Raw genomic sequence first — 26087 nt, 5'->3', positions numbered from 1 at the left:
CTTGAGGTGACATCCGCGCGGGCGCATAGCCCTCTATATGAAAGTCATGGAAAAAACGATCATGCGGGCTTTCGAGGAGCGGATCTTCGAAGGTGCCCTGCCCGGAGAGCTGGAAGGTTTTGACGATGCCGAGCGCGCTGACGCGGTCCGCTTCGTCGCAGAGACGGCAACGGAGCGACCGCCGCGCACCGTAAAGCTGCAGCTGGAAACCTATCTCGACGACAATAGCCGCCGGATGCGGCTGGCCGTGATCAACGACGACATGCCGTTTCTGGTCGACTCGATCGCGGGCGCGATCGCTTCGTTCGACCTGGGCATTTTCCGCATTATCCACCCGATCCTGCCCGTGGCGCGTGACGGCCACGGCCATGTCATCGCCATCGACGAGGCGCATAGCGACGCGCGGCCCGAGTCGATGATTTATATCGAGATGGAGCGCGCCGACGCGCGCACCCGCCGTGGTCTGACGGCCGAGATCGAGCGCGTGCTCGAACATGTCCGCGAAGTGGTGGACGATTGGCGGCCCCTGCAACAGGCGATGGGCGGCGATGCCGCACGTGTCCCTTCGCGCGAGGGCGAGGCGCTGCTGCGCTGGTTCGCCGATGACGCGATGACGCTGCTGGGCCATGAGCGCTGGACGCCCGACGGCGAATCCATCGATCCGCTTGGTCTGGCGCGCTATACCCACGACGTGCCGCTGCTCGCCGAGCCGTCGCGCCAGCTCGCGATCGACTATTTCCGGATCGGCGGCGAAACACCGCTGCTGCTCAAGTCCAATGCCATTTCCACGGTGCACCGCCGGGTGCCGCTCGACATCGTCGTAACACCGGTCCTGACGGGCGGGGAAGTGACGGGCCTCTCCATCCATTACGGCCTGTGGACCAGCCAGGCGCTCAACACCCCGCCGGCAATGGTGCCGATGCTGCGCAACCGGCTGGAACTGCTGGAGCGCAAGTTCGGCTTCGATCCCGGCGGCCACACCGGCAAGGCGATGACGCACGCGCTGACCGGCCTGCCGCACGATCTGACCACGGCGTTCGACATCGAAGCGCTGGAGGATCTGGTGCTCACCGCCATGTCGGTGGCAGATCGCCCGCGTTCGAAGCTGGTGCTGGTGCGCAGCCCGCTGGGCCGCCATCTGTTCGCCTTCGTCTGGTTGCCCCGCGAGCAGGTGGCCGCCGGACATCGCGAGACGATCGGCCAGATGCTGGTCGACGCCGCCCACGCGAAGATGATCAACTGGTCGATCGCGCTGGAAGACGGCGTGCTGGCGCAGTTGCGCTACACGCTCGACCTTCGCGGCGATACGACCATGCCCGACGCCGCCGAACTGGATGCGCGGATCGCACGGATGGTGCGCGGCTGGGCGCCTGCGGTCGAGGCGTGCCTGAGCGACATTGCCGGCAGCGGGGCCGCCCGCCTTTCGCTCCGGCTCGCCAATGCCTTCCCGGACGTGTACCGGCTGACCCACACGCCCGAGGAAGCCGCGCAGGACATGGTGCGGATCGGTGCGCTCGAAGATGACGATGCGCGTTCGGTGCGCATCCTGCCAGTGAAAGGCACGCCTGGCGAATATCGCATCAAGCTATACCGCCTGGGTGGCGCGCTGGCGCTGTCCGATGCGGTCCCGGCGTTCGAGAATTTCGGCTTCCGCGTGCTGGAAGAAGTGCCGACCGAACTGAACAACGGCGCCTTCATCCACGATTTCCAGGTGGCGCCGGCCACGCGCAGCGACATGCTGGATCGTGATCCTGCGCTGGTCGAGGCAGCGATCGCCGCCGTGCTGGAAGGTCGGGCCGAAAACGACCTGTTCAACCGTCTGATCGTCGAAGCCGGCCTTGCCCCGGCGGCGGTGGTCCTGCTGCGCGCATGGTTCCGCTATTTGCGGCAAGCCGGCATGCTGTATGGGCTCGGCACGGTTGTCGATGCGCTGCGGCGCGCTCCGCTGGTTGCGGCGGCACTGGTCGAACGGTTCGAAGCCGCGCACAATCCGTCGCGCGGTGGCAATGCCGCGCAGATCGAAGCGGCAGAACAGGCGATCGATGCCGGCCTGGCGCAGGTTTCTGCGATCGACGACGACCGCATCCTGCGCTTGTTCAAGGGCGTGATCCTCGCCACGCTGCGCACCAACGCCTTTGCCCCGGCAGGCGAAGAGGCGCTGGCCTTCAAGCTCGATTCGGCCAAGGTGCCGGGCCTGCCCCAACCGCTGCCGTGGCGCGAAATCTGGGTGTACAGCCCGCGGGTAGAGGGCATCCATCTGCGCGCTGGCCCGGTGGCGCGCGGCGGCCTGCGCTGGTCCGACCGGCGCGACGATTTCCGCACCGAGATCCTGGGCCTGATGAAGGCGCAGCGCGTGAAGAATGCGGTGATCGTGCCGACCGGCGCCAAGGGCGGCTTCTATCCGAAGCATCTTCCTTCCCCAGCCGTCGATCGTGACGCCTGGCTGGCCGAGGGAACCGAAAGTTACCGCGTCTTCATCCGCGCGTTGCTGTCGATCACCGACAATATCGTGGCGGGCGACGTGGTGCATCCGGAGGGCGTCACCGTCCTCGATGGCGACGATCCCTATTTCGTCGTCGCCGCCGACAAGGGCACCGCGACCTTCTCGGACATCGCCAACAAGATCGCGGTCGAACGCAATTTCTGGCTGGGCGATGCGTTCGCGTCCGGCGGCAGCCATGGCTATGACCACAAGGCCATGGGCATCACCGCCAAGGGCGCCTGGGTATCGGTGCGCCGCCATTTCCTGGAAATGGGCGTCGATATCCAGTCGGAGCCCGTCACGGTGGCAGGCGTGGGCGACATGTCGGGCGACGTGTTCGGCAACGGCATGCTGCTGTCCAAGGCAATCAAGCTGGTCGCGGCATTCGACCATCGCCACATCTTCCTCGATCCCGATCCCGATCCGGCGAAGAGCTGGGCAGAACGTGCGCGCATGTTTGCCCTGCCGCGGTCGAGCTGGGCCGACTACAATCCGGAGCTGATTTCCGAAGGCGGCGGCGTATTTGCGCGGACCGAAAAGTCGATCCCGCTCAGCCCGCAGGTCAAGGCGCTGCTGGGTCTGGACGTCGACACCATCGACCCCAACAGCCTGATGATCGCGATCCTGAAGGCGCATGTCGGGTTGCTGTGGTTCGGCGGCATCGGCACCTATCTGAAGGCCGCGAGCGAGAGCAACGGCGAGGTGGGCGACCCCGCCAACGACCGCATCCGCATCAATGCGGAGCAGGTGCGCGCGCAAGTGATCGGCGAAGGCGCCAATCTGGGCGTCACGCAGGCTGCTCGTATTGCCTTTGCGGGCAAGGGCGGCCGTCTGAACACCGACTTCATCGACAATTCGGCGGGCGTCGATTGTTCGGACAATGAGGTCAACATCAAGATCGCGCTCAACCGCGAGATGATCGAAGGCCGGCTGGCGTTTGAGGATCGCAATGCGCTGCTCGCCGAGATGACCGACGATGTCGCGCACATCGTGCTGGAGGACAATCGCCTGCAGACGCTGGCATTGTCGTTCATGGAAAATGACGGGCCGCTCAACCTGCCCAGCTATGTCCGGGTGATCGAAGTGCTCGAATCGAGCGGGCGGCTGGACCGCGCGGTGGAGGGGCTGGCCACCAACGAGGAACTGCTGCGCCGCGCGCAGGATGGGCGCGGGCTGACTCGGCCGGAACTGGCGGTACTGCTCGCCTCGGCCAAGCTGGCGCTGCAGGATGCGATCGAACAGGGCACGCTGGGCCATGATGCGGCACTGGCCGAGGACCTGCATGCCGCTTTCCCGGCAGCCATGCGCGCGCGGTTCGGCACTGCGATCGACGAGCACCGGCTGCGCGGCGAAATCGTCGCCACCAAGCTGGCAAATCGCGTGATCAACCGGCTGGGCGTACTCCATCCGTTCGAGCTGGCTGAGGAAGAAGGCGCCTCGATGCGCGACATCGCTGCGATGTTCGTAGTGGTGGAGCGGCTTTTCGGGCTGCCGGCGCTGTGGGAAGCGGTGGAAACCGCAGCCATCAGCGAAGGTGCCCGCCTTGCCTTGCTGGAAGAGCTGGCTGTGGCGGTGCGCGGGCAGATCGCCGATCTGTTGCGTGTCACCCGACCCGGCGCGAGCCCGGCCGAGGTGATCGCGCGGTTGCAGCCCGGCATTACCGCGCTGGGCAGCCAGACTGCCGATCTGCTGCTCGACGAGGTTCGGGCCCAGTCCGATCGCATTTGCGGTCGCCTGACGGCTGCGGGAGCCCCGGCGGATCTGGTCGAAAAGGTCGTGCGCGTGTTCGAACTCGACGGCGCGATCGGCCTTGCCGATCTGGGCCAGCGTCGCGGGATCGACGAAGTGGTGCTCACACGCGCCTTCACCTCGCTCGGACAGGCGCTGGGCCTCGACTGGGCGCAAGCAACGGCTGCCCGGATCAGCACCGGCGATGTATGGGAGCGCCTGCTGATCGCCAGCCTGGCGCGCGATTTTCAGCAATTGCGGCTGGAATTCCTCGCCCGGGTGGATGGCGAGGATCCGCAGGCGGCGGTGCAGGCCTGGCTTGCCAGCCACCAGTCGCGGGTCGACCAGTTCGCCGGCCTGGTGCGGCGCGCACGGCAGGCGGCGACGCCCAACGCGGCGATGCTCGCGCAAATCGCCGGACAGGCGCGCGTGCTGCTGGGCCGCGAATAACGAAGGCCGATGGCCCCGGCAGCACGCCGGGGCCATCCGCTTCCCGCGTCAGACCGCAGCGTCAGGCGCCGAGGTCTTCGTCCTTGTACTTGATCTGCAGGAAGCGCTGGCGCGTCGCGAGCGCGTCGAGATCGCCCTGCGCCAGTTGCGCGGTCATCTCCGCGATTTCCTCGTCGATCACCTGCAGCCCCTGTGCGAGCTGCTGATCGGGCGTAAGGCCGTTGCGCGGCACGCTGCGCAGGGGTTGCGGCACGCGGTCATAGCCCTTGACCAGTTCGGGCAGTTGCTCGCCGATCAGCTTGCGGACTTCGTTGGCCGCAGGCGATTGTTCGTCGAGCCGGGCAAGCTGCGGCGCCAGCGTCTCCAGCTTCACACCGATCGAATCGACCAACGTGCGCGCCGGTGCGGGCAGCGCCAGTCGCTGCGTTTCCAGCCAGCGTTCGGTGGTGGCGGGCAAGGACTTGAGCGGCACCTGCACCAGTTGCTCGACGCGCGGGGCGCTGGTGACCGGCATCGCGGCAAAGAACAGCGTGGCCAGGATCAGCAGCGCCATCACTGCCAGCGCGCCGAACATACCGATGCCGGTCGGCAGCAGCATGCCGATCACGATCGCCGCAACGATGATAACTGCATCGGCAGCCGCGATCCGGGTGACGCGCGCGATGATCTCCGCCTCGCGCCGCTTGCGGCTGCGCTGGGCGAGCGCCCCTTCGGTGCGGGCGCGCGAGCGTTCGATCAGTTCCTCGCCGCGCGCGAGCAGACGGTCGACTTCGCTGGACATGCCGGCTTACATCGCCTCCAGCTTGAAACTGTCGGACGGGCCGCCCAGCCGGTTCTGCTCGGCGCCCTCGGCCCGGGCGATATAGCCCTTCGACTTCTCGACCTCGTTCGACAGCGTGTTGACCGTCACCTTCATGCTGTCGAGCGCCTTCAGCTTGAAGGTGTCGATCGCGTCCATTGTGTCATAGATGTTCTGGAACGCGCGCTGCAGCGTCTCGACCGGAATGGTCGAGCTCGCCGCCTGTTCGTGGATCGCGGCGGTCTGGCTCTTGAGCAACTGGCCGGTCGAATCGATCAGGTTGGCCGTCGTGGTGTTGAGCGCGGTGATCTGGTCGAGCACCAGCTTCTGGTTGTTCAGCGCCTGTGCCACCGTCACTGCGGTCCGAAGCGCCGAAACAGTGGTGGTGGAGGCGCGGTCGACGCCCTTGATCAGCTCGACATTGTTCTTCTTGACCAGATCGAGCGCGAGATAGCCCTGCACCGTCACCGCCATTTGGGTCAGCAAGTCCTGGGTACGCTGGCGCACATAGAAAAGCGCAGTCTCGCGGATCGCCTTGGCCTTCGCAGGATCGGTATGATCCAGCTCGTTGGCGCGGTCCTCCAGCTTCGCGTCCATCGCCTTGGACAGATAGATCATCTGCTCCAGCCGACCCATCGCGCTCCACAGGTTCGCGCGCTCGGTGGCGATCGCCGCATTGTCCTGCAACAGCTCGTCCTTGCCGTTGGCCAGGCTCTTCAGGATCGCGTTGATATGGCTCTGCGACGACTGGTATTTGCGGAAATACGTCGTCAACCCGCCGCCGCCGAACAGCTTGGACAGGAAGCCGTCCTTGCCGCCGACCAGCTTGCCGTTGCGCGACGGGTCGAGGTCTTCCACCGTCTTACGCAGCGCCAGCAGGTCGGCACCGACGCCGCCGTCGCTGCCCATTGCGCGCACCGGGCGATCGAGGAAGCGGTTCGACTGGCCGGCCGCATCGCGGATTTCCTTCTGGCCCATCGCCGCAATGGCATCGACACGCTTGCCGAATTCGGGTGAGTTCACATCCTGCGCGACCAGATCGTCGATGAAGCCATCGACCCGCTTGTCGAGTTCGGACTTCTTGCCGTCGTCCACCGGCACCAGCCCGGCCGCCTTTTCGGGCGCCACGGCGGGCACGGGATCGGGCGGCGTCAGCACCAGATCCTGTTCGGCCGTCAGAGTCTCAGTCGCCATCGTCGCTCTCCAAACATCTGGCCATAACCATGCAGGCGAAGCACGTATCCCGCAAGTGTGTCATGTAGATACCACAGTGGCGAAATCAACTTGACGCAAAACGGGATGCGCCGGCTTATCGGCGGAAGCGCTATGACGGAGAGGGATATGGGCGGCGATGGCATGGGGCGGCGCGATTTGCTCGGCGGCTTGGGCATGATCGGGTTGGCTGCCGGCGCCGGCAGCGGTCAGGCGCAGGCCGCGCCCGATGCGGCGACCAGCCTTGCGCTGGAATTTGCTTACGAAGCGATCGTCACGCTGGCCCCCGCCACCCCGGTCGGCAAGACACCCTATGGCACGCGCAACCGCATCCCGATTACCGGCGGCACCTTCGAGGGCCCGCGCATCCGCGGCACAGTGCTGCCCGGCGGCATGGACTGGCAGCTGGAGCGGCCCGATGGCATGCTCGATGTCTACGCCGATTACATGATGCAGACCGACGACGGCACGCTGATCCATGTAATCAACAAAGGCCTGATCAGCCACGATCCTGCGCGGCGGTACATTCGCACCGTGCCGTGGTTCGAAGTGCCAGAGGGGCCGCATGCCTGGCTGAACCGGTCGGTCTTCACCGGCACGATCGGCGCACCGCCAGCTGGCAAGGGGTCGGCTGTTCGGATCACCGTGTACCGCATCCTGTAGCGGGAAAGTCCGGATAGACGGAGCAAGCGCGGGGGCCTTCCCGCGGCGCAGCATTTCGGCTATGCGGCCGCCCGTACGCGCGCTTCCGCGCCAATCAGGAAATCGCATGAACCTCCGTAACGTCGCGATTATCGCGCACGTCGACCACGGCAAAACCACCCTCGTCGACCAGCTTTTCCGCCAATCCGGCACCTTCCGCGACAACCAGCGCGTCGAAGAGCGGGCGATGGACTCGAACGACCTCGAGAAGGAGCGCGGGATCACGATTCTCGCCAAGCCGACCTCGGTCGACTGGTCGCCGGATGGCACGGAAGAGAACAGCATCCGCATCAACATCGTCGACACGCCCGGCCACGCCGATTTCGGCGGCGAGGTGGAGCGCATCCTGAGCATGGTCGACGGCGTGATCCTGCTGGTCGACTCGTCCGAAGGCGCGATGCCGCAGACCAAGTTCGTGACCGGCAAGGCGCTCAAGCTTGGCCTGCGCCCGATCGTTGTCGTCAACAAGATCGACCGTGCCGATTCGCGCGTGCAGGAAGTGCTGGACGAAGTGTTCGACCTGTTCGTCACCCTTGAGGCGACCGACGAACAGCTTGATTTCCCTGTGCTGTATGCCTCGGGCCGCAACGGCTATGCCTCGGACGATCCCGAAGCGCGCGAAGGCACGCTGACGCCGCTGTTCCAGAAGATCGTCGACCATGTGCCACCGCCGCAGGTGGACCCGGACGCCGAGTTCAAGTTCCTCGTCACGCTGCTCGACCGCGACAACTTCCTCGGCCGTATCCTCACCGGCCGCGTCGAAAGCGGCACGGTGAAGCTTAACCAGGCGATTCACGCGCTGGATAACGAAGGCAACATCATCGAGACCGGTCGCGCCTCGAAGATCATGTCGTTCCGCGGCCTTGATCGCGTGCCGGTGGAAGAAGCGCGCGCAGGCGACATCATCAGCCTCGCCGGCCTCGCCGTCGCCACGGTGTCGAACACCATTGCCGACACCTCGGTCAGCGTGCCGCTGCAGGCGCAGCCGATCGATCCGCCGACGCTGTCGATGCGCTTCGCCGTCAACGACTCGCCGATGGCGGGCCGCGAGGGCACCAAGGTGACCAGCCGCATGATCCGCGACCGCCTGTTCCGCGAGGCGGAATCGAACGTCGCGATCAAGGTGACCGAGAGCGACGACCGCGACAGCTTCGAAGTCGCCGGCCGTGGCGAGCTTCAGCTCGGCGTGCTGATCGAAACGATGCGCCGCGAAGGCTTCGAGCTGGGCATCAGCCGTCCGCGCGTGCTGTTCCGCGAAGGCCCCGAGGGCCGCGAGGAACCGTATGAGACCGTCGTGATCGACGTTGACGAGGAATTCTCCGGCACGGTCGTCGACAAGATGAACCAGCGCAAGGCCGAGATGACCGACATGCGTCCGTCGGGCGGCGGCAAGACCCGCATCACCTTCTCAGCTCCGTCGCGCGGTCTGATCGGCTATCATGGCGAGTTCCTGTCGGACACGCGCGGCACCGGCATCATGAACCGCCTGTTCGAGAAGTACGGGCCGTACAAGGGCAAGATCGAAGGCCGCAAGAACGGCGTGCTGATCTCCAACGGCGCGGGCGAAGCCCAGGGCTATGCGCTGGGCCCGCTCGAAGAGCGCGGCATCCTGTTCGTCGGCCATGGCGAAGCGCTGTATGAAGGCATGATCATCGGCGAGAACGCCAAGACGGAAGACCTTGAGGTCAACCCGATGAAGGCGAAGCAGCTGACCAACTTCCGCGCCTCGGGCGGCAAGGACGACGCGATCCGCCTGACCCCGCCGAAGAAGATGACGCTGGAACAGGCCATCGCGTACATCGACGACGACGAGATGGTCGAAGTAACGCCGAAGACCATCCGCCTGCGCAAACGCCACCTCGATCCGCACGAGCGCAAGCGCGCCAGCCGGGCGAAGGACGCCGCGTAAGCCGCGCCGACACGGTGAAGAAAAGAGCCCCTGCCGGCGACGGCGGGGGCTTTTTGTTGGGGATGAACGGCCGGTGGCAGCCCGCCCTACACCACCTGGTTCCACGGCATCCGCTGGAGCAGCAGGCCCAGCCCGCACCAGCCGCTGAACCCGGCAAAGGCGAGCATTAAGCCGAAAAAGCCCGCCGCGTAGAAGCCGGGCGCGAAGCCCGCCAGCCCTGCGAGGGTGAAGCCCAGCACCAGCAGCCCGACGATCATCTGCACCTGGCGAAAGATCGACACGCGCGGCGCGCCGCCACCCGCGAGCGGCAGTCCCGCCGCCGCCCATGCCTCGATCCCGCCTTCGAGATTGCGCACCCGGCCGCCGCCCATGCCCTCGGCCAGCGCACAGGCCTGGCCGCCGCGCCCGCCCTTCTGGCACTGGAAAATCAAGAGCCGGTCGCCCGGCAACGCAGCATCGGCGAGCAGCACCGGCAGCGCCCCCAGCGGCATCGACGCGGCGTAGGGAATGTGGCTGGCCGCGAACTCGTCGGGCTCGCGCACATCGATCAGCAGCGCCTCGCCGCGCGCGAGCAGGCGGTGCGCCTCGGGCGCGGAAATCGTTGCGGTCATGTGGGTTCCTTTCCACAGAAATGGTCGTGCAGCACCGCCATCAGGTCGCGCACGGCAGGATGGGTGATTGCGTAGAACAAGGTCCGGTGGTCGCGCCGCGCCGTGACGATGCCTTCCTGCCTGAGTTTGTTCAGATGCTGCGACATCGAGGTCGGGGCGATGCCGGTCGCCGCGATCAGCGCGCCGACGCTCTGCTCGCCACCGACCAGCGCACACAGGATCATCAGCCGGTGCGGACTGGCGAGGCCGGATAGCAGCGCAGCGGCGCCCGCCGCCTTCGGCGCCATGGCTTCCATCAGGGGATTTACGAGGGGACTTGCATTCATTCCACTACTATATCAATTCATGAATATGTGAATCAATAGGGAGTTACCCCGATGGCCAAGGATTATCCCGCACTCACCCAGGACATCAGCGCCTATTCGGCACAGCTCCGGAAGCTGGTGCCAGACACCATGGCGGGCTTTCACACCATGGCGAAGGCGGCGGGCAGTGACGGGGCAATCGATGCCAAGACCAAGGAGCTTATCGCACTGGCGATCGGCGTCACCCAGCGCTGCGACGGCTGTATCGGCTTCCACGCCAAGGCGCTGGTCGGCATGGGGGCGAGCCGGCAGGAAGTCGCCGAGGTGATGGCGATGTGCGTCTATATGGGCGGCGGCCCGGCGCTGATGTACGCCGCCGATGCGCTGCGGGCGTACGACCAGTTTGCCGAGGCGGCGTAGACGGGTATCGGTGAGCGGGCTGGCTCCCGGCATCGGCTGCGCTGCGTTATGTTACAGCCCGACCAGCATGGGGGAAGCGACGACGCGGCTGCATCGCCAAAACCCGCTTCCCCCCGTGCCCCGGCCATGGTCTATTCGCCCGTCTTCCCGGGAGGTGCGGATGTTGCTGGTTGCGCTCTTGTGGTTGGCCCAGACGGTCCAGGATCATGCCGCCCCCGCCCCCAAGGCGCAGACCGTCGCCACCAGCGCCACGGCCAAGGCACCCGAGCAGGTGGCCGGCGGCGGGCAGCGCTGGTCGATCCTTGCCGATCCCTGCGCCTCGGCCAAGACCGGCAGGTTCGGCGAGCCCGACGAAGTGGTGGTGTGCGGCAAGGGGCTGGACATACCGCGCCTGCCGCTGCCCCGCGATCGCGGGCCGCCCGACCGGCCGATGCCGAGCAATCCAGACGGGCGCGGCAGCGATGCACTGGCGCTCACCCAGGCGCCTTGCGCGACCCGGATGGAGGGGTGTCTGGTGGGCGTCGATGTGTTCGGCGCGAGCACGGCGGCGGTGCGGCTGATCGGCAAGGCGATCAACCCCGCTAGCTGCTGCGAAGAGCCGGGCGAATCGACCAATTTCTTCAAGCTGGTGGGCGATGCCGGCAAGGGCGTCGGCCGGATGTTCCGCAAGAAGCCCGACAAGTCGAACCGGATACCGATCAATCTGGATGACCCGGCCTGGACGCCGGAAACCGCGATCGCAGCGGCAGCGGGCTCTAGCCGCCCATCTCCAGCAGCACTGCCCACTCCTCCGGCCGCACCGGCGTCACCGACAGACGCGACTGGCGCAGCATCTCGAGGGCCGTAAGCCGAGGCTCGGCCTTGATGTCGGGCAGCGGCACCGGCCGGGCGAGCGGGCGCACCGGCTTTACCGCGACGCTGGCCCATTTGCCGTCGTCACCATCCGGCTGCCAGGCGCGGGTAATCTCCATGATCCCCACGGCCGCCTTCTGGATGTTGGAATGGTAGAAGATCGCCTGGTCGCCGGGCACCATCTCCTTCAGGAAATTGCGCGCGGTATAGTTGCGCACGCCGTTCCATTCGGTGGCGCCGTCGCGGACCAGATCGTCCCACGAATAGGCATCGGGCTCAGAGCGAAGGATCCAATAGGCCATGCCGCTCGTTAGCCGCCTAAACCGCGGCTGAATACCCGATTCCGCACCGGTTCAGCCAGGCTGTGCGAAACGCACTTGCATCGGCGCCGGCGGGTTTGCGGCGCCGCGAGGTTGAGGAGAAGCGCAATGACCCTTCTGGGCAAGAAACTGGTGCTGGGCGGGGCGCTGGGTGCCACGCTGTTGACCGCGCTGGCGCCGGCCGCCGAGGCGCAGGACTGGCGCTGGCACCGCCGCTGGCACCATGATGATACGGCCGGCGTCGCCGTGGTGGCGGGCGTGGCCGGGCTGGCGCTGGGCGCGGCGCTGGCGAACGACCATCGCTATGATTACGACCGCCGCTTCTATGCGGAGCGCGGCTATTATCCGACCGATGGCTATTGGTATCGCCACGATTATTACCCGCGCTACTATCGCTATTACGATAGCTGCTATGTGCGGCGCGTGTGGGATCCCTATATCGGCCACCATGTGATGGTGCGGTACTGCGACTGATGCCGCCACGCACCACGGGGCGATGCGCATTCATCGGCGGGTGCGCGTCGCCGCCTGGGCTGGCCGGAGCCCACTTGCCACACCGCTATCTTGAACCGGCCGCCGATTAGCGGCAATAGCGCGGGCCATGAGCGATACTCCTCCCGACCGGCTTTCCGTCAATCCGAGCAGCCCCTATTTCCAGCGCGAGCTGCTGGAACGCGGCGTAGGCATCAAGTTCAAGGGCGTCGAGCGCCGCGATGTCGAAGAATATTGCATCTCCGAAGGCTGGGTGCGCGTGGCGCTGGGCAAGAAGACCGACCGCAAGGGCCAGCCACTGACGATCAAGCTGACCGGCCCGGTCGAAGCCTGGTTCCAGAACGGCGGTGCGGAAGCCACAGCGGAAGAGGACAGCGCCGAGGGCTGAGCCCGGTGCCATGAGGGCAATCACCCTCACCCTCCCACCGCCTTCGGCGGCGGGCCCCTCCCTCTCCCAAAGGGAGAGGTGTGAAAGTCCCTCTCCCCTTGGGGGAGGGCGGGAGCCGCGAAGCGGCGGAAGGGTGAGGGCGGCCCCTCCGCCCTCAGTGTACGAAGCGCGCCACCACGTCGCGGTAGGAACGCGATACCTTCACCTGCGCGCCCGAGTTGAGCACCAGGAAACACTCGCCATTGGTATGCGGCTTCACCTGGCGGACCAGGTCGAGATTGACGATCGTCGAGCGGTGGACGCGCTGGAAGCGGCGCGGGTCGAGCCGCTTTTCGAGATCCTTCATCGTCTCGCGCAGAACGAGATTATTCTCGCCGGTATAGATCACCATGTAATCGCCGGCGGCGTCGATCCGCTCGATCGTGTCGACATCGACGCGGAAAATCTGGCCGCGATCCTTGATGTTGATGAGCTTTTCGAAACGGTTGGCAGACAGTTCCGGCGCATCGCCGGTCGCTAGTTCCTCGGCGGCGTCGGGCGCCACTTCGGCCAGCACTTCCTTCAGCTTTTCGACTTCTTCCACGCCGCGCTTCTCGGCAAGCCGCTGGCGGACGCGGTCGAGCGTGGCGGCCAGCCGCGCCTCTTCCACCGGCTTCATCAGATAGTCGATCGCCTGCGCCTCGAACGCGCGGATCGCGTGATCCGAATAGGCCGTGACGAACACGAACAGCGGCGGTTCGACTTCCATCAAGCCCTGGACGACGGAAAAACCGTCAAAGCCGGGCATCTGGATGTCGAGGAATACCAGGTCGGGTTTATGGGTCTTGATTGATCGGATGGCCTCGCGGCCGTTGGAGCATTTGTCGATGATTTCGACATCCTCATGGCTCTCAAGGCGGAGCTCCAGCCCCTGAATTGCCAGGGGTTCGTCGTCGACGAGGATGGTACGGATGGTCATGCGGCCTCTCGGTTCGGTTCCTCAAGCTGGAACGGTATCTCGATCTCAACGCTGAAACCTTCCCCGGGTTTCGTTTGCGTCTCGAAACGATGGTCAGGCCCGAAAGCCTGCGCCAACCGCTCCCGTATATTGGCGAGCCCCACGCCGGTGGAAAGCGTCGGCCTCGGCCGCGCTTCGATCAATCCCGGACCCGTATCGGATACGGCGATCTGCACCCTATCGCCGGTGAGCCGAGCCGTGACGGTGATGTCAGCCCCCTCTTCCTGCGGCGTCACGGCATATTTGATCGCGTTTTCGACCAGGGGCTGGAGCAGCAGCGACGGCAGCCGCGCACGGGCGCAGCGCGGGTCGATGTCGAAATGCGGTCGCAGCCGCTCGTCGAAGCGCATCTTCTCGATTTCGAGATAGAGCTTCAGCGTCTCCACCTCCTGCGCCAGCGTGACATGCGCGGTCGGCTCGTTCGCCAGCGTATAGCGCAGGAACGAGGACAGGCGCGAGAGCATGACATTGGCGCGCTCGGTCTGCTTGAGCAGCACCAGCGTCGAGATCGAGTTGAGCGTGTTGAACAGGAAATGCGGGTTGAGCTGGTAGCGCAGCATCGCGAGCTGCGCGCTCGACGCCTGGTTCTCCAGTATCTGCATCTGGTCGATCTGCTGCTCGACGATCAGATAGAAATTGATCCCGAAATAGAGCGCGGACCAGCCGGCCAGCACCGTGAAGGTGAGGAAGCTGTAGCCGAGCACGCGGGCGAGCGTGACGCCCGGATCGGGCGCGGTGAACGAATAGGTAAAGGCCTCCAGCACGGCATAGACCAAAGCGGCCGCAGCCAGGCTCACCAGCGTCAGCAGCACGGCCGGGATGCGCGGCAACCGGCGATACTGGCCATAGGCGGCCGAGAGCAGTAGCGTCAGGCAATAGCCGACAATCGCCTCGATGATCGCCTTGATGATGCCTTCGAAGGAAAAGCCGTTCGACACCGAAGAAACGGTGCGCAGCAACAGATAGCCGCTCCACCCGGTAGCCTGGAGCATCCAGAAGGCACGGCTCTTGTCTTCGAAAAAGGGGCGGGACAGGAATCCCGGCCGCTGCAGTTTCTGCGGCACGCGCCGCGTTTCGGGGTCAGCTTTCTTGGCCACCCAGTGCCTCTATCATCCCTCGCCAAAAAGCAAAACCGCCGCCCCGGGTTCCCGGGACGGCGGCTTTGTTACGACTTGTCGTGCGTGTGGATCAGAAGCTGAACTTCGCACCCAGACGGATCGAGTAGAGCGACGAGCCGTTCACGGTGATCAGCTGATCGGCCAGGAACGAGTCGCTGCTCGGGGCCGAATAGACATACTGACCGCACGGATTGGTGCCGACCTGCTTGCACGCGACCTTCGCCACCACGTCGGTGAAGGGGAAGAAGTTGCGAAGCTGCTCGCCCCACTTGTGGTTGATCAGGTTGGGCAGGTTCTCGATGTCGGCGAAGACCGCGATACGCGACTTGCCGATAAAGGTCGGAATCTGCTGCTCGAGGTGAAGGTCGATCTTGGTGAACCACTTCGAGTTGAACGCATTGCGCGGCGCGATGCGACCCAGATAGTTCTTCAGACCGGTCGAATTGATGATCTGCTGGATACGCGCCTGGGTGGCCGGGCTGTCATAGGTGACGAGCGGATCGTTCGCCCCATTCGGCACATAGAAGAGGAAACGGCTGGTGTTGCCCGAAGTACCGAACACGTTCCCGCGGCCGTTCGTCGTGCCCGCTTCCTGCATCGTGTAGCTGTAAGGCGAGCCGATACGGGTTTCGCCGAACAGGTCGATGCGAGTCTTGTAGTCGCCGAAGAACGCATGTTCGAAGGCGACATCATATTTGAACGAGTAGCGGACTTCATCGTTCGAATGACCGAAGGCACCGCTGTTCGCATCCATATAGGCCGTGTTGCCATAGTTCGACGACGCGATCGACGACGTCACCGCAGCCTGGTCGCGCACATCCTGGTAGGTGAAGCTACCGAAGATGCTAAAGCCGTTGTCCCACTTCTTGTTCAGGCTGACGACGCCGATATAGCCATGACCGCGGGTGGTGTTGCCGAGAATGGTGTCGGCATTGCCCGACGGACCACCCTGGCTGGCGGGCGTCAGATCCTGATAACGCTGGCGGCCATCCGGAGTCAGCGAGCCCGCGATCGGAACGGCGCGGCCGTCGCGATAGAGGATGCCTTCGCGAGTCTTCGAAATCAGTGCGTTGGCCGAGATGATCCAGCCGTCGCCCAGACCACCGAGGTTTAGGTTATAGGTTGCCGTCAACGACCCGCGCCACTGTGACGGAATCTTGAAGTTCGGGTCGAGCGCCGCAACCGGGGCGTTCTTCGTGCCGTTGAGCGCCGCCGTCGCCCCCGCAGGAACCTGGGTGAGGCTGACATTGGTCAGATAGGCAGGATTGGTGGCAGTGCTGAGCAGCACCGGCTGCACGCCGCTCGAAGAGAAGCTGTTGCCGATATACACGTCCGGCGTGCCACCGCCGAAGATACCGACACCGCCACGCACGGCCAGGCGGGGCGTCGCCTTCCAGTTGAAGCCGACACGGGGCTGGAACAAGCCGCGGCCACCGATGAAGGCAGTGTTGGCAAAGCCTTCACGCGCGACGAACGCCTGGTTGAGCAGCGGGCGATTTTCGCCGCCGAACAGATCGTAGCGCGCGCCATAGGTCAGCGTCAGGCTCGGCAGAACCGTCCAGTCATCCTGAATGCCGAAAGTGTGGGTGGTGTAGCCGAATGCTGCTGCCGCATCGCTCGGATTGCCCGTGGTAGCGTTGGCGTAGCCGAATTCCTGCGCGGTGCCCGCCTGGAACGCAGCGATCGAGTCGAAATAATAGGCGCCATAGGCACCGGACGAGATGCCGGTTGCGCCCGGGTTCGCCGTCTGGCCGATGAACAGGTTGTAGTTCCGGACGTGCTGATAGTCATACAGCATGCGGATGCTGTGATTGCCGAGCGAAACGCGGAGCACTTCCTTGAAATCGAAGGTCTTGGTGTGCAGCACGTTGGTCTGCGCCGAACCGAGCGGGCCTACCGACAGCGACGTCACGTTCGACGAGCACTGGGTGGGGTTACCGACGGTGATCGCATTCGCCGCACCCGGATCGGTGCAGACCACGGCTAGCGCAGTCTTGGCGAGCATAGGGTTCTGACCGCTCTTATAGTCCTTGTAGAGAACCTGCGTTTCGGTCGAGATGGAGGGCGACCAGGTGGCGTTCCAGGTCGCAACACCGGCCCACATGCGGTTGGGCTTGATATAGTCGTTCGACAGCGTCGACTGATTGGTGGCGGTGTTGAAGCCCAGAGTGTTGATCTGGTCCTTCGTGTACATGCCGGTGATCGCCAGGCGCTGACCATCTGCGATATTGGCATCGACACGGCCGACAATGCGATCGTCACGGTCGTTCTGGTTGGTCAGGCGGCCGCCGGCATTCACACCATATTTGCTCTGGGCGATGCTGGCGATCTGATCATAGGTCGCCTGCGTCAGAGTATTGGCGGCAATGTTGAACGGGTTGTCGGCACGCACGCGCTCGGCCGACACCATGAAGAACAGCCGGTCCTTGATGATCGGGCCGGACAGCGTGGCGCCGAAGTCCTTGCTGGTGAACTTGGGCTGCGGCGCATAGCCGGTCGGATTGGTCACATACGGCTTCAGATGCTCGCCCGTCAGGCCATCGCTGCTGATGGTGTAGAAGGCGCTTCCCGAGAAGCTGTTGGTACCCGACTTCAAGACTGCGTTGACAACGCCGCCCTGGAAGAAGCCGTCGCGGATATCGTACGGCGCGACGCGGGTCTGGAACTCACCGATCGAATCGATCGGAACAGGGCCGCGACGCGACGGCAGCGCATCTGGGTTCAGACCGAAGCTGTCGGTGATCGGCACGCCGTCCACGGTGAAACGGTTGAAGCGCGGATTGATGCCGGCAAAGGTGACCTGGCGGCCGGTCGACTGCGAGGTGTCTAGCGTGGCGAACGGATCGCGGCGCATGAGGTCGCGAATGTCGCGGTTGACCGAGGCGACGCGCGAAATCTCGTTGGCGCTGAGTACAGTAGCCGGGCCGGAACCGATTACGCCGGCACCCTTCACGCGCGATGCGGTAACGACGACTTCACCCTGCGAGGCAACTTCGACCGGCAGGCTGAAGGGCTGGCCGGCGATGGTGAAGATGTCGGTGACGCTCGCTTCACCGGCAGCACTCGTAACCTTCACGGTGTACGGGCCACCAACGCGGAGACCGGCTGCCGTGAAGGCGCCGTCCGTCGCAGTCGTAACCTTGGAGACCGTGCCCGAGGGAACGTGCGTAACCGTAACCGTGGCACCGGCAACGGGAGCGCCACCGGAAGTGACCGTGCCCTGAATGGTAGACGTCGTTTCCTGCGCCATGGCAGCGGCCGGAATCATCAGCGCGGCAACAGCCGTGCCCGCAAAAAGCATGCTACGCATGTAAAATGGTTCCCTTTTCGGTGTGCAAACTCGGCACTTCACGCGGTGAGTTTCACCGTCATGACCGCCCCCATGACCGTCTTTTATGTCGCTTCCATGACAGTCAACAGGCGAAGCCGTTCATCTGCCATTAACCTGTGCTGCGTTGCAAAAAAACATCACCCGGAAGCGGCGACAATGGCCAGCCATTGCTCTTCCGAAATGACTTGCACACCCAGTTCGGCTGCTTTTTTTAATTTCGAGCCCGCGCCCGGGCCTGCAATCACCAGGTCCGTCTTGGCCGATACCGAGCCCGCGACTCGAGCGCCTAGCTGCTCGGCCTGCGCCTTGGCCTCGTCGCGGCTCAGCGCCTCCAGCGTGCCGGTGAATACCAGCGTCTTGCCGTTCACCTCGGAAGCGCGGGTTTCGACCACGAAAGGCGGCGGCGCGACTTCGCCAAGCAGGTCGCTCCACACCGCGCGATTATGCGGCTCGTGGAAGAAATCGGCGAGCGCCTGCCCCACGGCGGCGCCGACATTTTCCACGCCGATCCGCTCGGCAATCGCCTTGTCGAGCCGGGCGCGGTGCTTGGCATCAGTCTCACCCAGTGCGGGAGGCGTCGCGTCGCGCAGCGCGATCAGATCGTCGGCCAGCGCCTCGATCGCCGGCAGCGTCGTATAGCGCTTGAGCAGGTCGCGCGCGGTAATCGCGCCGATATGGCGAATGCCCAGCCCGAACAGCAGGCGCGCGGCATCGGGTTCGCGCTTCGCCTCGATCGCGGCGAGCAGGCCGTCGACCGATTTTTCCTGCCAGCCTTCGCGGCCCAATAGTGCCTCGCGATGCCGGGCGAGGCGGAAGATGTCGGCCGGTTCGGCGATCCAGCCTAGGTCGAGCAGCTCCACCAGCGTCTTCTCGCCGAGCCCGTCGATGTCGAGCGCGCCGCGGCTGACGAAATGCTTGAGCCGCTCCAGCCGCTGGGCCGGACAGATCAGCCCGCCGGTGCAGCGGATATCGACTTCGCCTTCCTCCGCCACCGCTTCGGACTGGCAAATCGGGCAATGGCCGGGGAAGTGCCACGCCGGTCGTTCGACATCGCGGGTCAGATTCTCGACGATTTGCGGGATCACGTCGCCGGCGCGTTGCAGCACCACCCGGTCGCCGGGGCGCACGCCGAGGCGCGCAATCTCGTCGGCATTGTGGAGCGTCGCGTTGCTGACGACGACGCCGCCCACCGTCACCGGCTCCAGCCGCGCGACGGGCGTCAGCTTGCCGGTGCGGCCGACCTGGATGTCGATCGCGAGCAGGCTGGTCTGAGCGCGTTCGGCGGGGAATTTATGCGCCAGACCCCAGCGCGGCGCGCGGCCGACATAGCCGAGCCGCTCCTGCCAATCGAGCCGGTCGACCTTGTACACGACGCCGTCGATGTCGAAGCCCAGGTCCGCCCGCCGCGCCTCGATCGCGCGATGTTGGGCGAGCGCGTCGGCCAGCGTCGGCGCGTGGACGAACAGGTCGGATACCGGAAAGCCCCAGCCCCGGATGCGGGCAATGGCGTCGAACTGCGTCTCGGCAAGCGGTTCGCTCACTTCGCCCCAGCCCCAGGCGAAGAAGCGCAGCGGCCGGGTGGCGGTGACGGCGGCATCCTTCTGCCGCAGCGATCCCGCGGCGGCGTTGCGCGGATTGGCGAACTGGCGCGCTTCCTTGCCCGTCGCCTCGGCCTCTTCGAGCAGCCGGGCGTTGAGCGCGGCGAAATCGGCCTTGGCCATATAGACCTCGCCCCGCACCTCGCAGATGGCGGGCGCACCGGCGATCCGATCGGGAATGTCGGCGATGGTGCGGACATTGGCGGTCACATCCTCGCCGATCCGCCCGTCGCCGCGCGTCAGCGCCTGCACCAGCACACCGTCTTCATAGCGGAGCGAACAGGAGAGGCCGTCGATCTTGGGCTCGGCGGTGAGCTGCAGCGGCTCGTCTTCGCCAAGGCGGAGGAAGCGGCGCACGCGGCCGAGAAAATCGGCGACATCCTCGTCGTTGAAGCCATTGTCGAGGCTGAACATCTGCCGCGCATGGGCAACCTTGGCGAGATGCCCGGCCGGAGCGGCACCCACCTGACGCGACGGCGAATCGGCGCGGATCAGGTCGGGAAATGCTGCCTCGATTTCGGCGTTGCGGCGGACCAGCGCATCGAACTCGGCATCGCTGATCTCGGGCGCATCCTCGCTGTGATAGCGGCGATTGTGATACGCAATCTCGGCCGCGAGCCGTTCCAGCTCGGCAGCGGCATCTTCGGGCATGCGGGGCAGCGTCATGCCCCAGCGCTAGGGGAATGCGGGGGCTGCGATCAAGCCTCCTCGTCGGCAGGGTCGAGCGGGCGCGTGGCCCAACTGGCATAGAGGGTGGGGACGCTGCCATAGAGCGCCATGAGGAAGAAGGCGCAGCCCATCGCCCGCAGCGCCATGTCCGGTCCCGACCAGTTCCGCAGCGCGGCAAGGCCAGCAATGGTCCAGAACAGCGCAAGTGCCGCAACTGCGATTGTCGCAAAGCCGGCGAGGAAGGCGCGGCGGCGCAAGTCGCGGTCCCATTCGTCCACCGTCTCGAGCGTACCCCAAGGCTTGAGCGGCCCGAATATCGGGCAGAAAACGCTCGCCACAAAGCCGAACGTCACCAGGGCATGGCCAAGATGGACTTGCCGCCCCTCCGACAGGAACTCGGTGGCAATTCCGGCGCTCGCGAACACCAGCGCGACCACCGGCGTCCACCGGAGCAGGCGTCGGCGCGGCCGCCCTTCGGCCAGCGCGGGAATGCCGGTGCGGTTGGCGACCGCATCAAGGGTGGCGATGAAGCGGTTCGTCATAGCAAGGCATCCTCCTCGGCATCCGCTTCGGGCGGAAACGGGATCAGGAATTCAGCGAACAGCGTAGGTAACGCGAGGCCGCTGAACAGGATGGCGACGCCCCAAAGGAACCAGTCATAGGGCGAACGGGGCATCGGCCAATGGAAATGGGATGCGGCACAAAGCCAGACGAAGAGGCCAGACACCAGCAGCAGCAACACCCGAAACCCGTACAGGGTGGCGCGCTGCAACGTATCACGTTCAAATTCGTCCGGACTCGGCACGCCAAACCTGCGTCGCGCAAAGGGCAAGCGGCTCAGGATTGCCGACAACAGGATAGAAACTGGCGGAAAAAAGCGGACATAGGCTTCCTTGCCGGAGATGAACGGCGAGGCACCGGCATAGATCAACATGAGCGCAATACCGCTCAACAACAGCCAACGCGTGTCGTGATACCGCCGCACGCCCCACAGCGATCCACCGAACCGGTAGCCATTCGCCATCACATCTCTCCCGCCCGGCGCAGCGCGGCTGCAACGGATTCGAAGGGCTCGAACGAAAAGAGCATCTCCACCGGCACGTCGAACACGGCGGCGATCCGCATCGCCAGTTCCAGGCTGGGCTTGTAGTCGCCCCGTTCGAGATAGCCGATCGTCTGCGGATTCACCTCGACCGCCTCGGCAAGCGCCCGGCGGGTCATACCCGCTTCGGTGCGGAATAGCGCAATGCGGTTGTAGATATTCACGGAACCATCCGCTCTTTCATGCGATTCGTTGTGTATACACAACATAATTGGCGGTCAATGCCCGGTGGGACAGGCTTGATCTCTGCGGATGCGGTTGCGACAGGAGCGCATGGCAATGCGACACAGGCTTGGCCGCTGGCTGATCGGGGGAGTGCTCTGGACGGTGGTGGGGCTGTGCCTGATCGCCACGATCGTACCGCCCTTCCTCGACCGCATCTATTATCGCGGGCCGGCGAGCGGCCATTTCGACGGCCAGCATTTCGAAAATCCCGACGGCGAAACCGCCCCTCCGGCCAGCCTTGGCTTCGTGTTCATCCTGCACCATTTGCTGACGCGGAACGAACGCCCGGTCTGGCCGGACCATGTCGCGGTCACGACCGACCATCCGCCTGCGCGAGTGGCGGGCGAGGCGATGCGCGTCACCTGGGTCGGTCATGCGACCGTGCTGATCCAGACACAGGGCCTCAACATCCTCACCGATCCGGTGTGGAGCAACACCGCCGGTCCGTTCGGCATCGGCCCGGCGCGCGTTGCCGAACCGGGGGTGCGCTTTGCCGATCTGCCGCGCATCGACCTCGTGCTGGTCAGCCACAACCATTACGACCATCTCGACCTTGCGACGCTGAAGCGCCTGTGGGACCGCGACCGCCCCCTGATCGTCACGTCGTTCGGCAACGACAGCGTCATCGGCCAGGCCGGGGTGCCGGCGCGCGCGCTCGACTGGGGGCAAAGGCTGGCGGTGCGGCCGGGCGTCGCCGTGGTGGTGACGCGCAACCATCACTGGAGCAGCCGCTGGTTTGCCGACCGCAACCGCGCGCTATGGTCGAGCTTCGTCGTCACCCTGCCCGGCGGCAATGTTTTCTTCGCCGGCGATACCGGCTGGGGCGACGGCAAATGGCCGAAGGAAGCCGCGGCGCTGGGGCCGATCCGCTTCGCCGCAATTCCCGTCGGCGCCTTCCGCTTCAAGCCCGGACAGATGGCCGCCGATGCACATATCGGCCCGCGCGATGCCGAGCGGGTGTGGCAGGGGCTGGGCCGCCCCTATGCCCTGCCGATCCACTGGGGCACCTTCCGGCTTTCCTGGGAAGCCTATGACACCCCGCCGGCGATGCTGGCGGCGGTGCTGCGCTGCGGCGGCACCGATCCGGCACGGTTCGCACGGCACGGCATCGGTCAGGGTTTTGCCGTCCCGCCGCTCACCGCACCGGTGCCGCCCGCCGACGAGGTGGCGATCACCCGCTGCCGCGAACGGGGCGCCTTCGACCGGTTCCGCTGAAGCTCAGTCGAGCTTCACGGTGAGGCGTGCGCCGTCATAGACCACGTCGCGCCCTGCCCCCTGCGCCAGCCCGACACCATTGCCGGGCGTCACCGGGACGATGCGGAAGCGGCGCGTGCGGACCATGCCCGGATAGCTGCCCGCGCGGGCGCCGATTTCCAGCACCCCTGCCTTGTCGTCGAGCCGCAGGTCGATCGTCGCATGTTCGCCGCGCTTCCAGCCGGTGCCGTCGCCGGCATCGTCATAGAGCGTGAAATGACCATCGGCACCGCGATAGACACGCAGCTCCACTGGTAGCGCCGGCGACTGATCGGCATATTGCACCGGCGAGCCCAGCGGCAGGATCGTCCCCGCTGCGACCTGCACCGGAATCTGTCCGATCGGCGCGGCTACCGTGATCGACACGCCGCCCGCATGCCGCGCGCCGGTCCAGAAATCGATCCACTCGGTGCCGGCGGGCAGATAGACCCGACGGCTGGTCGCGCCCGGCTCGACCACCGGGCTCACCAGCAGGCCGCGACCGAACAGATATTCGTCGCGCAGGTCGCGCGCGGCGGGATCGCCGGGGAACACCATGCCCGCCGCGTAGAGGAACGAGGCGCCCTTGTCGGCGACTGCCCAGGACTGGGCATAGAGATAGGGCAGCAGGCGATAGCGCAGCGCCACCGCATCGAGCAGCGGTCCGCGCGCCGCCTCGGGGAAGCTGTAGAGTTCCTTGCCCTCGCCGGTGCCGTGGATGCGGAACATCGGGTTGAACACGGCGAATTCCAGCCAGCGCGTGAACAGCTCCTGATAGGCGAGATCCTTGGGGCTGCCGCCGAAAAAGCCGCCGATATCCGCCGACCAGAAGGGATTGCCGCTCATCGAGAAATTGACGCCGGCAGGAATCTGGCGGCGGAACACGTCCCACCGCCCGCTGACATCGCCCGACCAGGTGAAGGCTGCGTTGCGCTGTTGCCCCGCCCAGGCCGAGCGCGTGAGCAGCAAGGGACGTTTCGCCCGGAAATCGGCAGCCATGCCGTCATGCACTGCGGTGGTGTGCATCAGTGGATAGGCGTTATAGACCGCTGCGCCCGGCCCCGCCGCGGTCGTCACCTCGGCCATTTCGCCCCAGTGGCCGCCCAGCTCCGCCTCGCTGCCGTCGAGCCAGTATCCGTCGAAGCCGAGCGCGCCGAGCCGCTCCGAAATCTGCCGCCAGTAGAGCTGCCGGGCGGTGGCGGAGAAGGCGTCGTACCAGCGCCCTTCCCCGGCCGGATACACATTGGGATAGGTTTTGGGATAGAGCCCGCCCGCCGCATCCAACGCGCGGGTCGTGTCGAGGCCTATGTCGAAGCGCGGCCAGACCGAGACGATGCTGTGCAGATTCTGGCGATGCAACTCGGCGAGCATCGCCTTGGGATCGGGATAGCGCGCCGGGTCCATCCGGTGGCCGCCCCAGCCGCCGGGCTGCCAATATTGCCAGTCCTGCACCACGGCATCGAGCGGGATGCCCAGCCGGCGATATTCGGCGCCGACACCCAGCAGTTCGGCCTGCGAGGCATAGCGCTCCTTCGACTGCCAGAGCCCCCAGGCCCAGCGCGGCAGCAGCGGCGCGGCGCCGGTGAGCTGGCGATAGGCGCCGATCACGGCATCGACATCGGGGCCGGCGAACAGGAAATAATCGATCCCCTCGCCCGCCTGGGAACGGAAGACGAGTTGGTTCGATGCCTGCGGCGTATCGACCGCGACTTCAGTGACGGCGGCATTGTTCCAGAACAGCCCATAGCCCGCAGTCGAAACGAGCACCGGCACGCCGACATCGGTATTCGCCTGCTGCAACCGCACCGTGGTCCCGCGATAGTCGAGCAGGCCGGCCTGATGCTGGCCCAGGCCATAGATCGCCTCGTCGGGACGCACCGCAAAGGCTTGTAGGATCGCCGCATCGCCATCGGGCGCACCGCCGGCCTTGCGGCGATCGGGCGCGGTTTCCGCCACCAGCGGCTTGCCGTCAGCGCCAAGCAGCGCGACCGCGCCGGTCTTGCGATCGACCGTCACCCGCATTTCGGGCGTGATGAGCAGGAAGCGATCGGGCTCCTGCGCGAGCGTCCACGCCACCTTACCCGGCTGGCCGACCAGCGCGAGGTCCGGCGCCCGCTCGGCCCCTTCGCGCAGCATCGTGACGCGCAGCGTCCGTTCGCCCCACACGGTGAGCACCAGCAGGCCCTGCGTGGTCTGGAACACTGCGCCGGTCGGGCTTTGCGAGCGCAACTGCACCGCTTGCGCCGGCGCGTCCTGGCGTTCTGCGGGCGCCGCGAAACTTGGGGTAAACGGGGCAAGCAGGGCTGCGCTCAGCAGCAGCATAGACGCAGCCTTCAAGGGTGATCCTTTCCTCTCACGCATATCGGTTGCGGCGCTTCTTGTCAGACAAATGCGGCGATGACCAGTATTTCCGGCGCGCCACACCGTGGCCCATTTGCGCCGAATCGCCCGCCGCGAAACGACAGCGCCGTTACCCTCGGTTAGATATCAGCTATGCACATATTTCATTTCAGTGCCGTACTGGCCCTTCTCGCCCCCGCAACGCTTACCGCCCAGGCGGATTCCGAGTTCGATCCCGCAGCAGTGAACGTCGTCGACGCGATCGAATGCAAGCTCGATGCGCCGACCTATAACGGCTTCGCGCTGGCGCTGAACGGCGAAGAGAAGATCGCGCAGAAACGCCACTGGGTGGCGGTGAAGACCGGCAATGCATTCATGACCGAATATGAACTGCCCGCCCCGATCACCGTGGCAGGCCAGTACCGCACACGCCGCATCGCCTTCACCTCGACCGGCGTGCTCGCCATCCTCGATCTGGCCGATCCGGCGCCGCTCGCACAGGCGCAGGGGATCAAGAACGCTGCCGATTCCAATCCGCTGATCGCAGCAATGCGCGAATCCGGCGAGGCGGTGCCGCCCGAGCTAGAGGCGATGGCGAAGAAATCGGCAAAGTTCCTTGGCGAGAAGATCGTCGTCGATCGGGTCGAGCCGCCGACCGCCGGCGAAAGCTTCGGCACGCACACGACGATTACGCGCAACGTGTCGACCGTCACCAGCCATGCCGGCAAGACGCTCTACGGATGCGCGTACCGGATCGAGCTGATCGGGAAGGACGGCAAGCCCCTTTAAGCCAGCGCCCCGGCG

22 protein-coding genes are annotated in these 26087 nt (G+C 65.5%); 9 read left to right on the top strand and 13 right to left on the bottom strand.

What is annotated here, in order from left to right; all coding sequences use genetic code 11:
- The first annotated feature begins 37 nt into the window (after nt 1-37).
- The gene (locus ACT53K_RS00600; protein ID WP_476226584.1) at nt 38-4660 is read left to right on the top strand and encodes an NAD-glutamate dehydrogenase; all 4623 of its coding nucleotides are present in this window, start codon (nt 38-40) and stop codon (nt 4658-4660) included.
- A 61-nt stretch (nt 4661-4721) separates the two neighbouring features.
- On the opposite strand, the gene ACT53K_RS00595 is transcribed toward ACT53K_RS00600, so the two are convergent.
- Nucleotides 4722-5441, bottom strand: coding sequence for a hypothetical protein (locus ACT53K_RS00595; protein WP_476226583.1), 720 nt, complete (start codon nt 5439-5441; stop codon nt 4722-4724).
- 6 nt (nt 5442-5447) lie between these two features.
- On the bottom strand, nt 5448-6653 hold the full coding sequence (locus ACT53K_RS00590) for a toxic anion resistance protein (RefSeq protein ID WP_476226582.1): 1206 nt from the start codon (nt 6651-6653) through the stop codon (nt 5448-5450).
- Nucleotides 6654-6785: 132 nt separating this feature from the next.
- Between ACT53K_RS00590 and ACT53K_RS00585 the strand changes: the two genes are divergently transcribed.
- Both ACT53K_RS00585 and typA read left to right on the top strand, forming a co-directional pair.
- Nucleotides 6786-7334: a DUF3237 domain-containing protein gene (locus ACT53K_RS00585; protein ID WP_476226581.1), complete on the top strand. Its 549-nt coding sequence runs from the start codon at nt 6786-6788 to the stop codon at nt 7332-7334.
- A 106-nt stretch (nt 7335-7440) separates the two neighbouring features.
- On the top strand, nt 7441-9282 hold the full coding sequence (gene typA / locus ACT53K_RS00580) for a translational GTPase TypA (protein ID WP_476226580.1): 1842 nt from the start codon (nt 7441-7443) through the stop codon (nt 9280-9282).
- Nucleotides 9283-9368: 86 nt separating this feature from the next.
- Here typA and ACT53K_RS00575 read toward each other — a convergent pair whose 3' ends face one another.
- Both ACT53K_RS00575 and ACT53K_RS00570 read right to left on the bottom strand, forming a co-directional pair.
- A complete protein-coding gene (locus ACT53K_RS00575) occupies nt 9369-9893 on the bottom strand; it encodes a rhodanese-like domain-containing protein (RefSeq protein WP_476226579.1) in 525 nt (174 codons plus the stop codon).
- Nucleotides 9890-10189 carry an ArsR/SmtB family transcription factor gene (locus tag ACT53K_RS00570; RefSeq protein WP_476226578.1) on the bottom strand — a complete coding sequence of 100 codons (300 nt, stop codon included), beginning with the start codon at nt 10187-10189 and terminating at the stop codon, nt 9890-9892. The genes ACT53K_RS00575 and ACT53K_RS00570 overlap by 4 nt, the downstream gene beginning before the upstream one ends.
- 81 nt (nt 10190-10270) lie before the next feature.
- Here ACT53K_RS00570 and ACT53K_RS00565 point away from each other — a divergent pair, with 81 nt between their 5' ends.
- Together ACT53K_RS00565 and ACT53K_RS00560 are read left to right on the top strand one after the other, a co-directional pair.
- Entirely contained in the window at nt 10271-10618 is a 348-nt protein-coding gene (locus tag ACT53K_RS00565) for a carboxymuconolactone decarboxylase family protein (RefSeq protein WP_476226577.1), read from the top strand.
- A gap of 160 nt (nt 10619-10778) precedes the next feature.
- Nucleotides 10779-11465, top strand: a complete 687-nt coding sequence (locus tag ACT53K_RS00560) for a hypothetical protein (protein ID WP_476226576.1) — start codon at nt 10779-10781, stop codon at nt 11463-11465.
- Here ACT53K_RS00560 and ACT53K_RS00555 read toward each other — a convergent pair.
- Entirely contained in the window at nt 11374-11772 is a 399-nt protein-coding gene (locus ACT53K_RS00555; protein WP_476226575.1) for an EVE domain-containing protein, read from the bottom strand. The two genes, ACT53K_RS00560 and ACT53K_RS00555, sit on opposite strands and share 92 nt — an antisense overlap.
- A gap of 126 nt (nt 11773-11898) precedes the next feature.
- On the opposite strand from ACT53K_RS00555, the gene ACT53K_RS00550 reads away from it, so the two are divergent.
- Nucleotides 11899-12264 carry a hypothetical protein gene (locus tag ACT53K_RS00550; protein ID WP_476226574.1) on the top strand — a complete coding sequence of 122 codons (366 nt, stop codon included), beginning with the start codon at nt 11899-11901 and terminating at the stop codon, nt 12262-12264.
- Between the two features lie 127 nt (nt 12265-12391).
- On the top strand, nt 12392-12670 hold the full coding sequence (locus tag ACT53K_RS00545) for a DUF3297 family protein (RefSeq protein WP_476226573.1): 279 nt from the start codon (nt 12392-12394) through the stop codon (nt 12668-12670).
- A gap of 154 nt (nt 12671-12824) precedes the next feature.
- Here the strand turns inward: ACT53K_RS00545 and ACT53K_RS00540 are convergent, their stop codons facing one another.
- From ACT53K_RS00540 to ACT53K_RS00510, 7 genes are all read right to left on the bottom strand, one after another.
- Complete coding sequence (locus tag ACT53K_RS00540) at nt 12825-13628, bottom strand: LytR/AlgR family response regulator transcription factor (RefSeq protein ID WP_476226572.1); 804 nt, start codon at nt 13626-13628, stop codon at nt 12825-12827.
- Nucleotides 13625-14659, bottom strand: a complete 1035-nt coding sequence (locus ACT53K_RS00535) for a sensor histidine kinase (protein WP_476227263.1) — start codon at nt 14657-14659, stop codon at nt 13625-13627. The genes ACT53K_RS00540 and ACT53K_RS00535 overlap by 4 nt, the downstream gene beginning before the upstream one ends.
- A gap of 196 nt (nt 14660-14855) precedes the next feature.
- A complete protein-coding gene (locus tag ACT53K_RS00530; RefSeq protein WP_476226571.1) occupies nt 14856-18095 on the bottom strand; it encodes a TonB-dependent receptor in 3240 nt (1079 codons plus the stop codon).
- Between the two features lie 158 nt (nt 18096-18253).
- Complete coding sequence (gene ligA / locus ACT53K_RS00525; protein ID WP_476226570.1) at nt 18254-20380, bottom strand: NAD-dependent DNA ligase LigA; 2127 nt, start codon at nt 20378-20380, stop codon at nt 18254-18256.
- Between the two features lie 32 nt (nt 20381-20412).
- Complete coding sequence (locus ACT53K_RS00520) at nt 20413-20925, bottom strand: hypothetical protein (RefSeq protein WP_476226569.1); 513 nt, start codon at nt 20923-20925, stop codon at nt 20413-20415.
- On the bottom strand, nt 20922-21407 hold the full coding sequence (locus ACT53K_RS00515; RefSeq protein ID WP_476226568.1) for a hypothetical protein: 486 nt from the start codon (nt 21405-21407) through the stop codon (nt 20922-20924). Before ACT53K_RS00515 ends, ACT53K_RS00520 begins: the two co-directional genes overlap by 4 nt.
- Nucleotides 21407-21649, bottom strand: a complete 243-nt coding sequence (locus ACT53K_RS00510) for a helix-turn-helix transcriptional regulator (RefSeq protein WP_476226567.1) — start codon at nt 21647-21649, stop codon at nt 21407-21409. The genes ACT53K_RS00515 and ACT53K_RS00510 overlap by 1 nt, the downstream gene beginning before the upstream one ends.
- Before the next feature lie 115 nt (nt 21650-21764).
- On the opposite strand from ACT53K_RS00510, the gene ACT53K_RS00505 reads away from it, so the two are divergent.
- Complete coding sequence (locus ACT53K_RS00505; RefSeq protein WP_476226566.1) at nt 21765-22925, top strand: MBL fold metallo-hydrolase; 1161 nt, start codon at nt 21765-21767, stop codon at nt 22923-22925.
- A 3-nt stretch (nt 22926-22928) separates the two neighbouring features.
- On the opposite strand, the gene ACT53K_RS00500 is transcribed toward ACT53K_RS00505, so the two are convergent.
- Nucleotides 22929-25280, bottom strand: a complete 2352-nt coding sequence (locus tag ACT53K_RS00500) for a glycoside hydrolase family 31 protein (protein ID WP_476226565.1) — start codon at nt 25278-25280, stop codon at nt 22929-22931.
- 156 nt (nt 25281-25436) lie between these two features.
- Between ACT53K_RS00500 and ACT53K_RS00495 the strand changes: the two genes are divergently transcribed.
- Nucleotides 25437-26072: a hypothetical protein gene (locus tag ACT53K_RS00495; protein WP_476226564.1), complete on the top strand. Its 636-nt coding sequence runs from the start codon at nt 25437-25439 to the stop codon at nt 26070-26072.
- The last annotated feature ends 15 nt before the right edge of the window (nt 26073-26087 follow it).

This window comes from Sphingomonas sp. DMC8, from assembly GCF_056314185.1.
The sequence above is the reverse complement of the archived record's forward strand: the minus strand, read 5'-3'. Positions and strand labels throughout refer to the sequence as shown.

What these genes read in the sequence shown, in the direction of transcription:
- ACT53K_RS00600 (WP_476226584.1), top strand. Translation starts at nt 38, where the DNA reads ATGAAAGTCATGGAAAAAACGATCATGCGGGCTTTCGAGGAGCGGATC.
- ACT53K_RS00595 (WP_476226583.1), bottom strand. Translation starts at nt 5,441, where the DNA reads ATGTCCAGCGAAGTCGACCGTCTGCTCGCGCGCGGCGAGGAACTGATC.
- ACT53K_RS00590 (WP_476226582.1), bottom strand. Translation starts at nt 6,653, where the DNA reads ATGGCGACTGAGACTCTGACGGCCGAACAGGATCTGGTGCTGACGCCG.
- ACT53K_RS00585 (WP_476226581.1), top strand. Translation starts at nt 6,786, where the DNA reads ATGACGGAGAGGGATATGGGCGGCGATGGCATGGGGCGGCGCGATTTG.
- typA (WP_476226580.1), top strand. Translation starts at nt 7,441, where the DNA reads ATGAACCTCCGTAACGTCGCGATTATCGCGCACGTCGACCACGGCAAA.
- ACT53K_RS00575 (WP_476226579.1), bottom strand. Translation starts at nt 9,893, where the DNA reads ATGACCGCAACGATTTCCGCGCCCGAGGCGCACCGCCTGCTCGCGCGC.
- ACT53K_RS00570 (WP_476226578.1), bottom strand. Translation starts at nt 10,189, where the DNA reads ATGGAAGCCATGGCGCCGAAGGCGGCGGGCGCCGCTGCGCTGCTATCC.
- ACT53K_RS00565 (WP_476226577.1), top strand. Translation starts at nt 10,271, where the DNA reads ATGGCCAAGGATTATCCCGCACTCACCCAGGACATCAGCGCCTATTCG.
- ACT53K_RS00560 (WP_476226576.1), top strand. Translation starts at nt 10,779, where the DNA reads ATGTTGCTGGTTGCGCTCTTGTGGTTGGCCCAGACGGTCCAGGATCAT.
- ACT53K_RS00555 (WP_476226575.1), bottom strand. Translation starts at nt 11,772, where the DNA reads ATGGCCTATTGGATCCTTCGCTCTGAGCCCGATGCCTATTCGTGGGAC.
- ACT53K_RS00550 (WP_476226574.1), top strand. Translation starts at nt 11,899, where the DNA reads ATGACCCTTCTGGGCAAGAAACTGGTGCTGGGCGGGGCGCTGGGTGCC.
- ACT53K_RS00545 (WP_476226573.1), top strand. Translation starts at nt 12,392, where the DNA reads ATGAGCGATACTCCTCCCGACCGGCTTTCCGTCAATCCGAGCAGCCCC.
- ACT53K_RS00540 (WP_476226572.1), bottom strand. Translation starts at nt 13,628, where the DNA reads ATGACCATCCGTACCATCCTCGTCGACGACGAACCCCTGGCAATTCAG.
- ACT53K_RS00535 (WP_476227263.1), bottom strand. Translation starts at nt 14,659, where the DNA reads ATGCTCCAGGCTACCGGGTGGAGCGGCTATCTGTTGCTGCGCACCGTT.
- ACT53K_RS00530 (WP_476226571.1), bottom strand. Translation starts at nt 18,095, where the DNA reads ATGCGTAGCATGCTTTTTGCGGGCACGGCTGTTGCCGCGCTGATGATT.
- ligA (WP_476226570.1), bottom strand. Translation starts at nt 20,380, where the DNA reads ATGACGCTGCCCCGCATGCCCGAAGATGCCGCTGCCGAGCTGGAACGG.
- ACT53K_RS00520 (WP_476226569.1), bottom strand. Translation starts at nt 20,925, where the DNA reads ATGACGAACCGCTTCATCGCCACCCTTGATGCGGTCGCCAACCGCACC.
- ACT53K_RS00515 (WP_476226568.1), bottom strand. Translation starts at nt 21,407, where the DNA reads ATGGCGAATGGCTACCGGTTCGGTGGATCGCTGTGGGGCGTGCGGCGG.
- ACT53K_RS00505 (WP_476226566.1), top strand. Translation starts at nt 21,765, where the DNA reads ATGCGACACAGGCTTGGCCGCTGGCTGATCGGGGGAGTGCTCTGGACG.
- ACT53K_RS00495 (WP_476226564.1), top strand. Translation starts at nt 25,437, where the DNA reads ATGCACATATTTCATTTCAGTGCCGTACTGGCCCTTCTCGCCCCCGCA.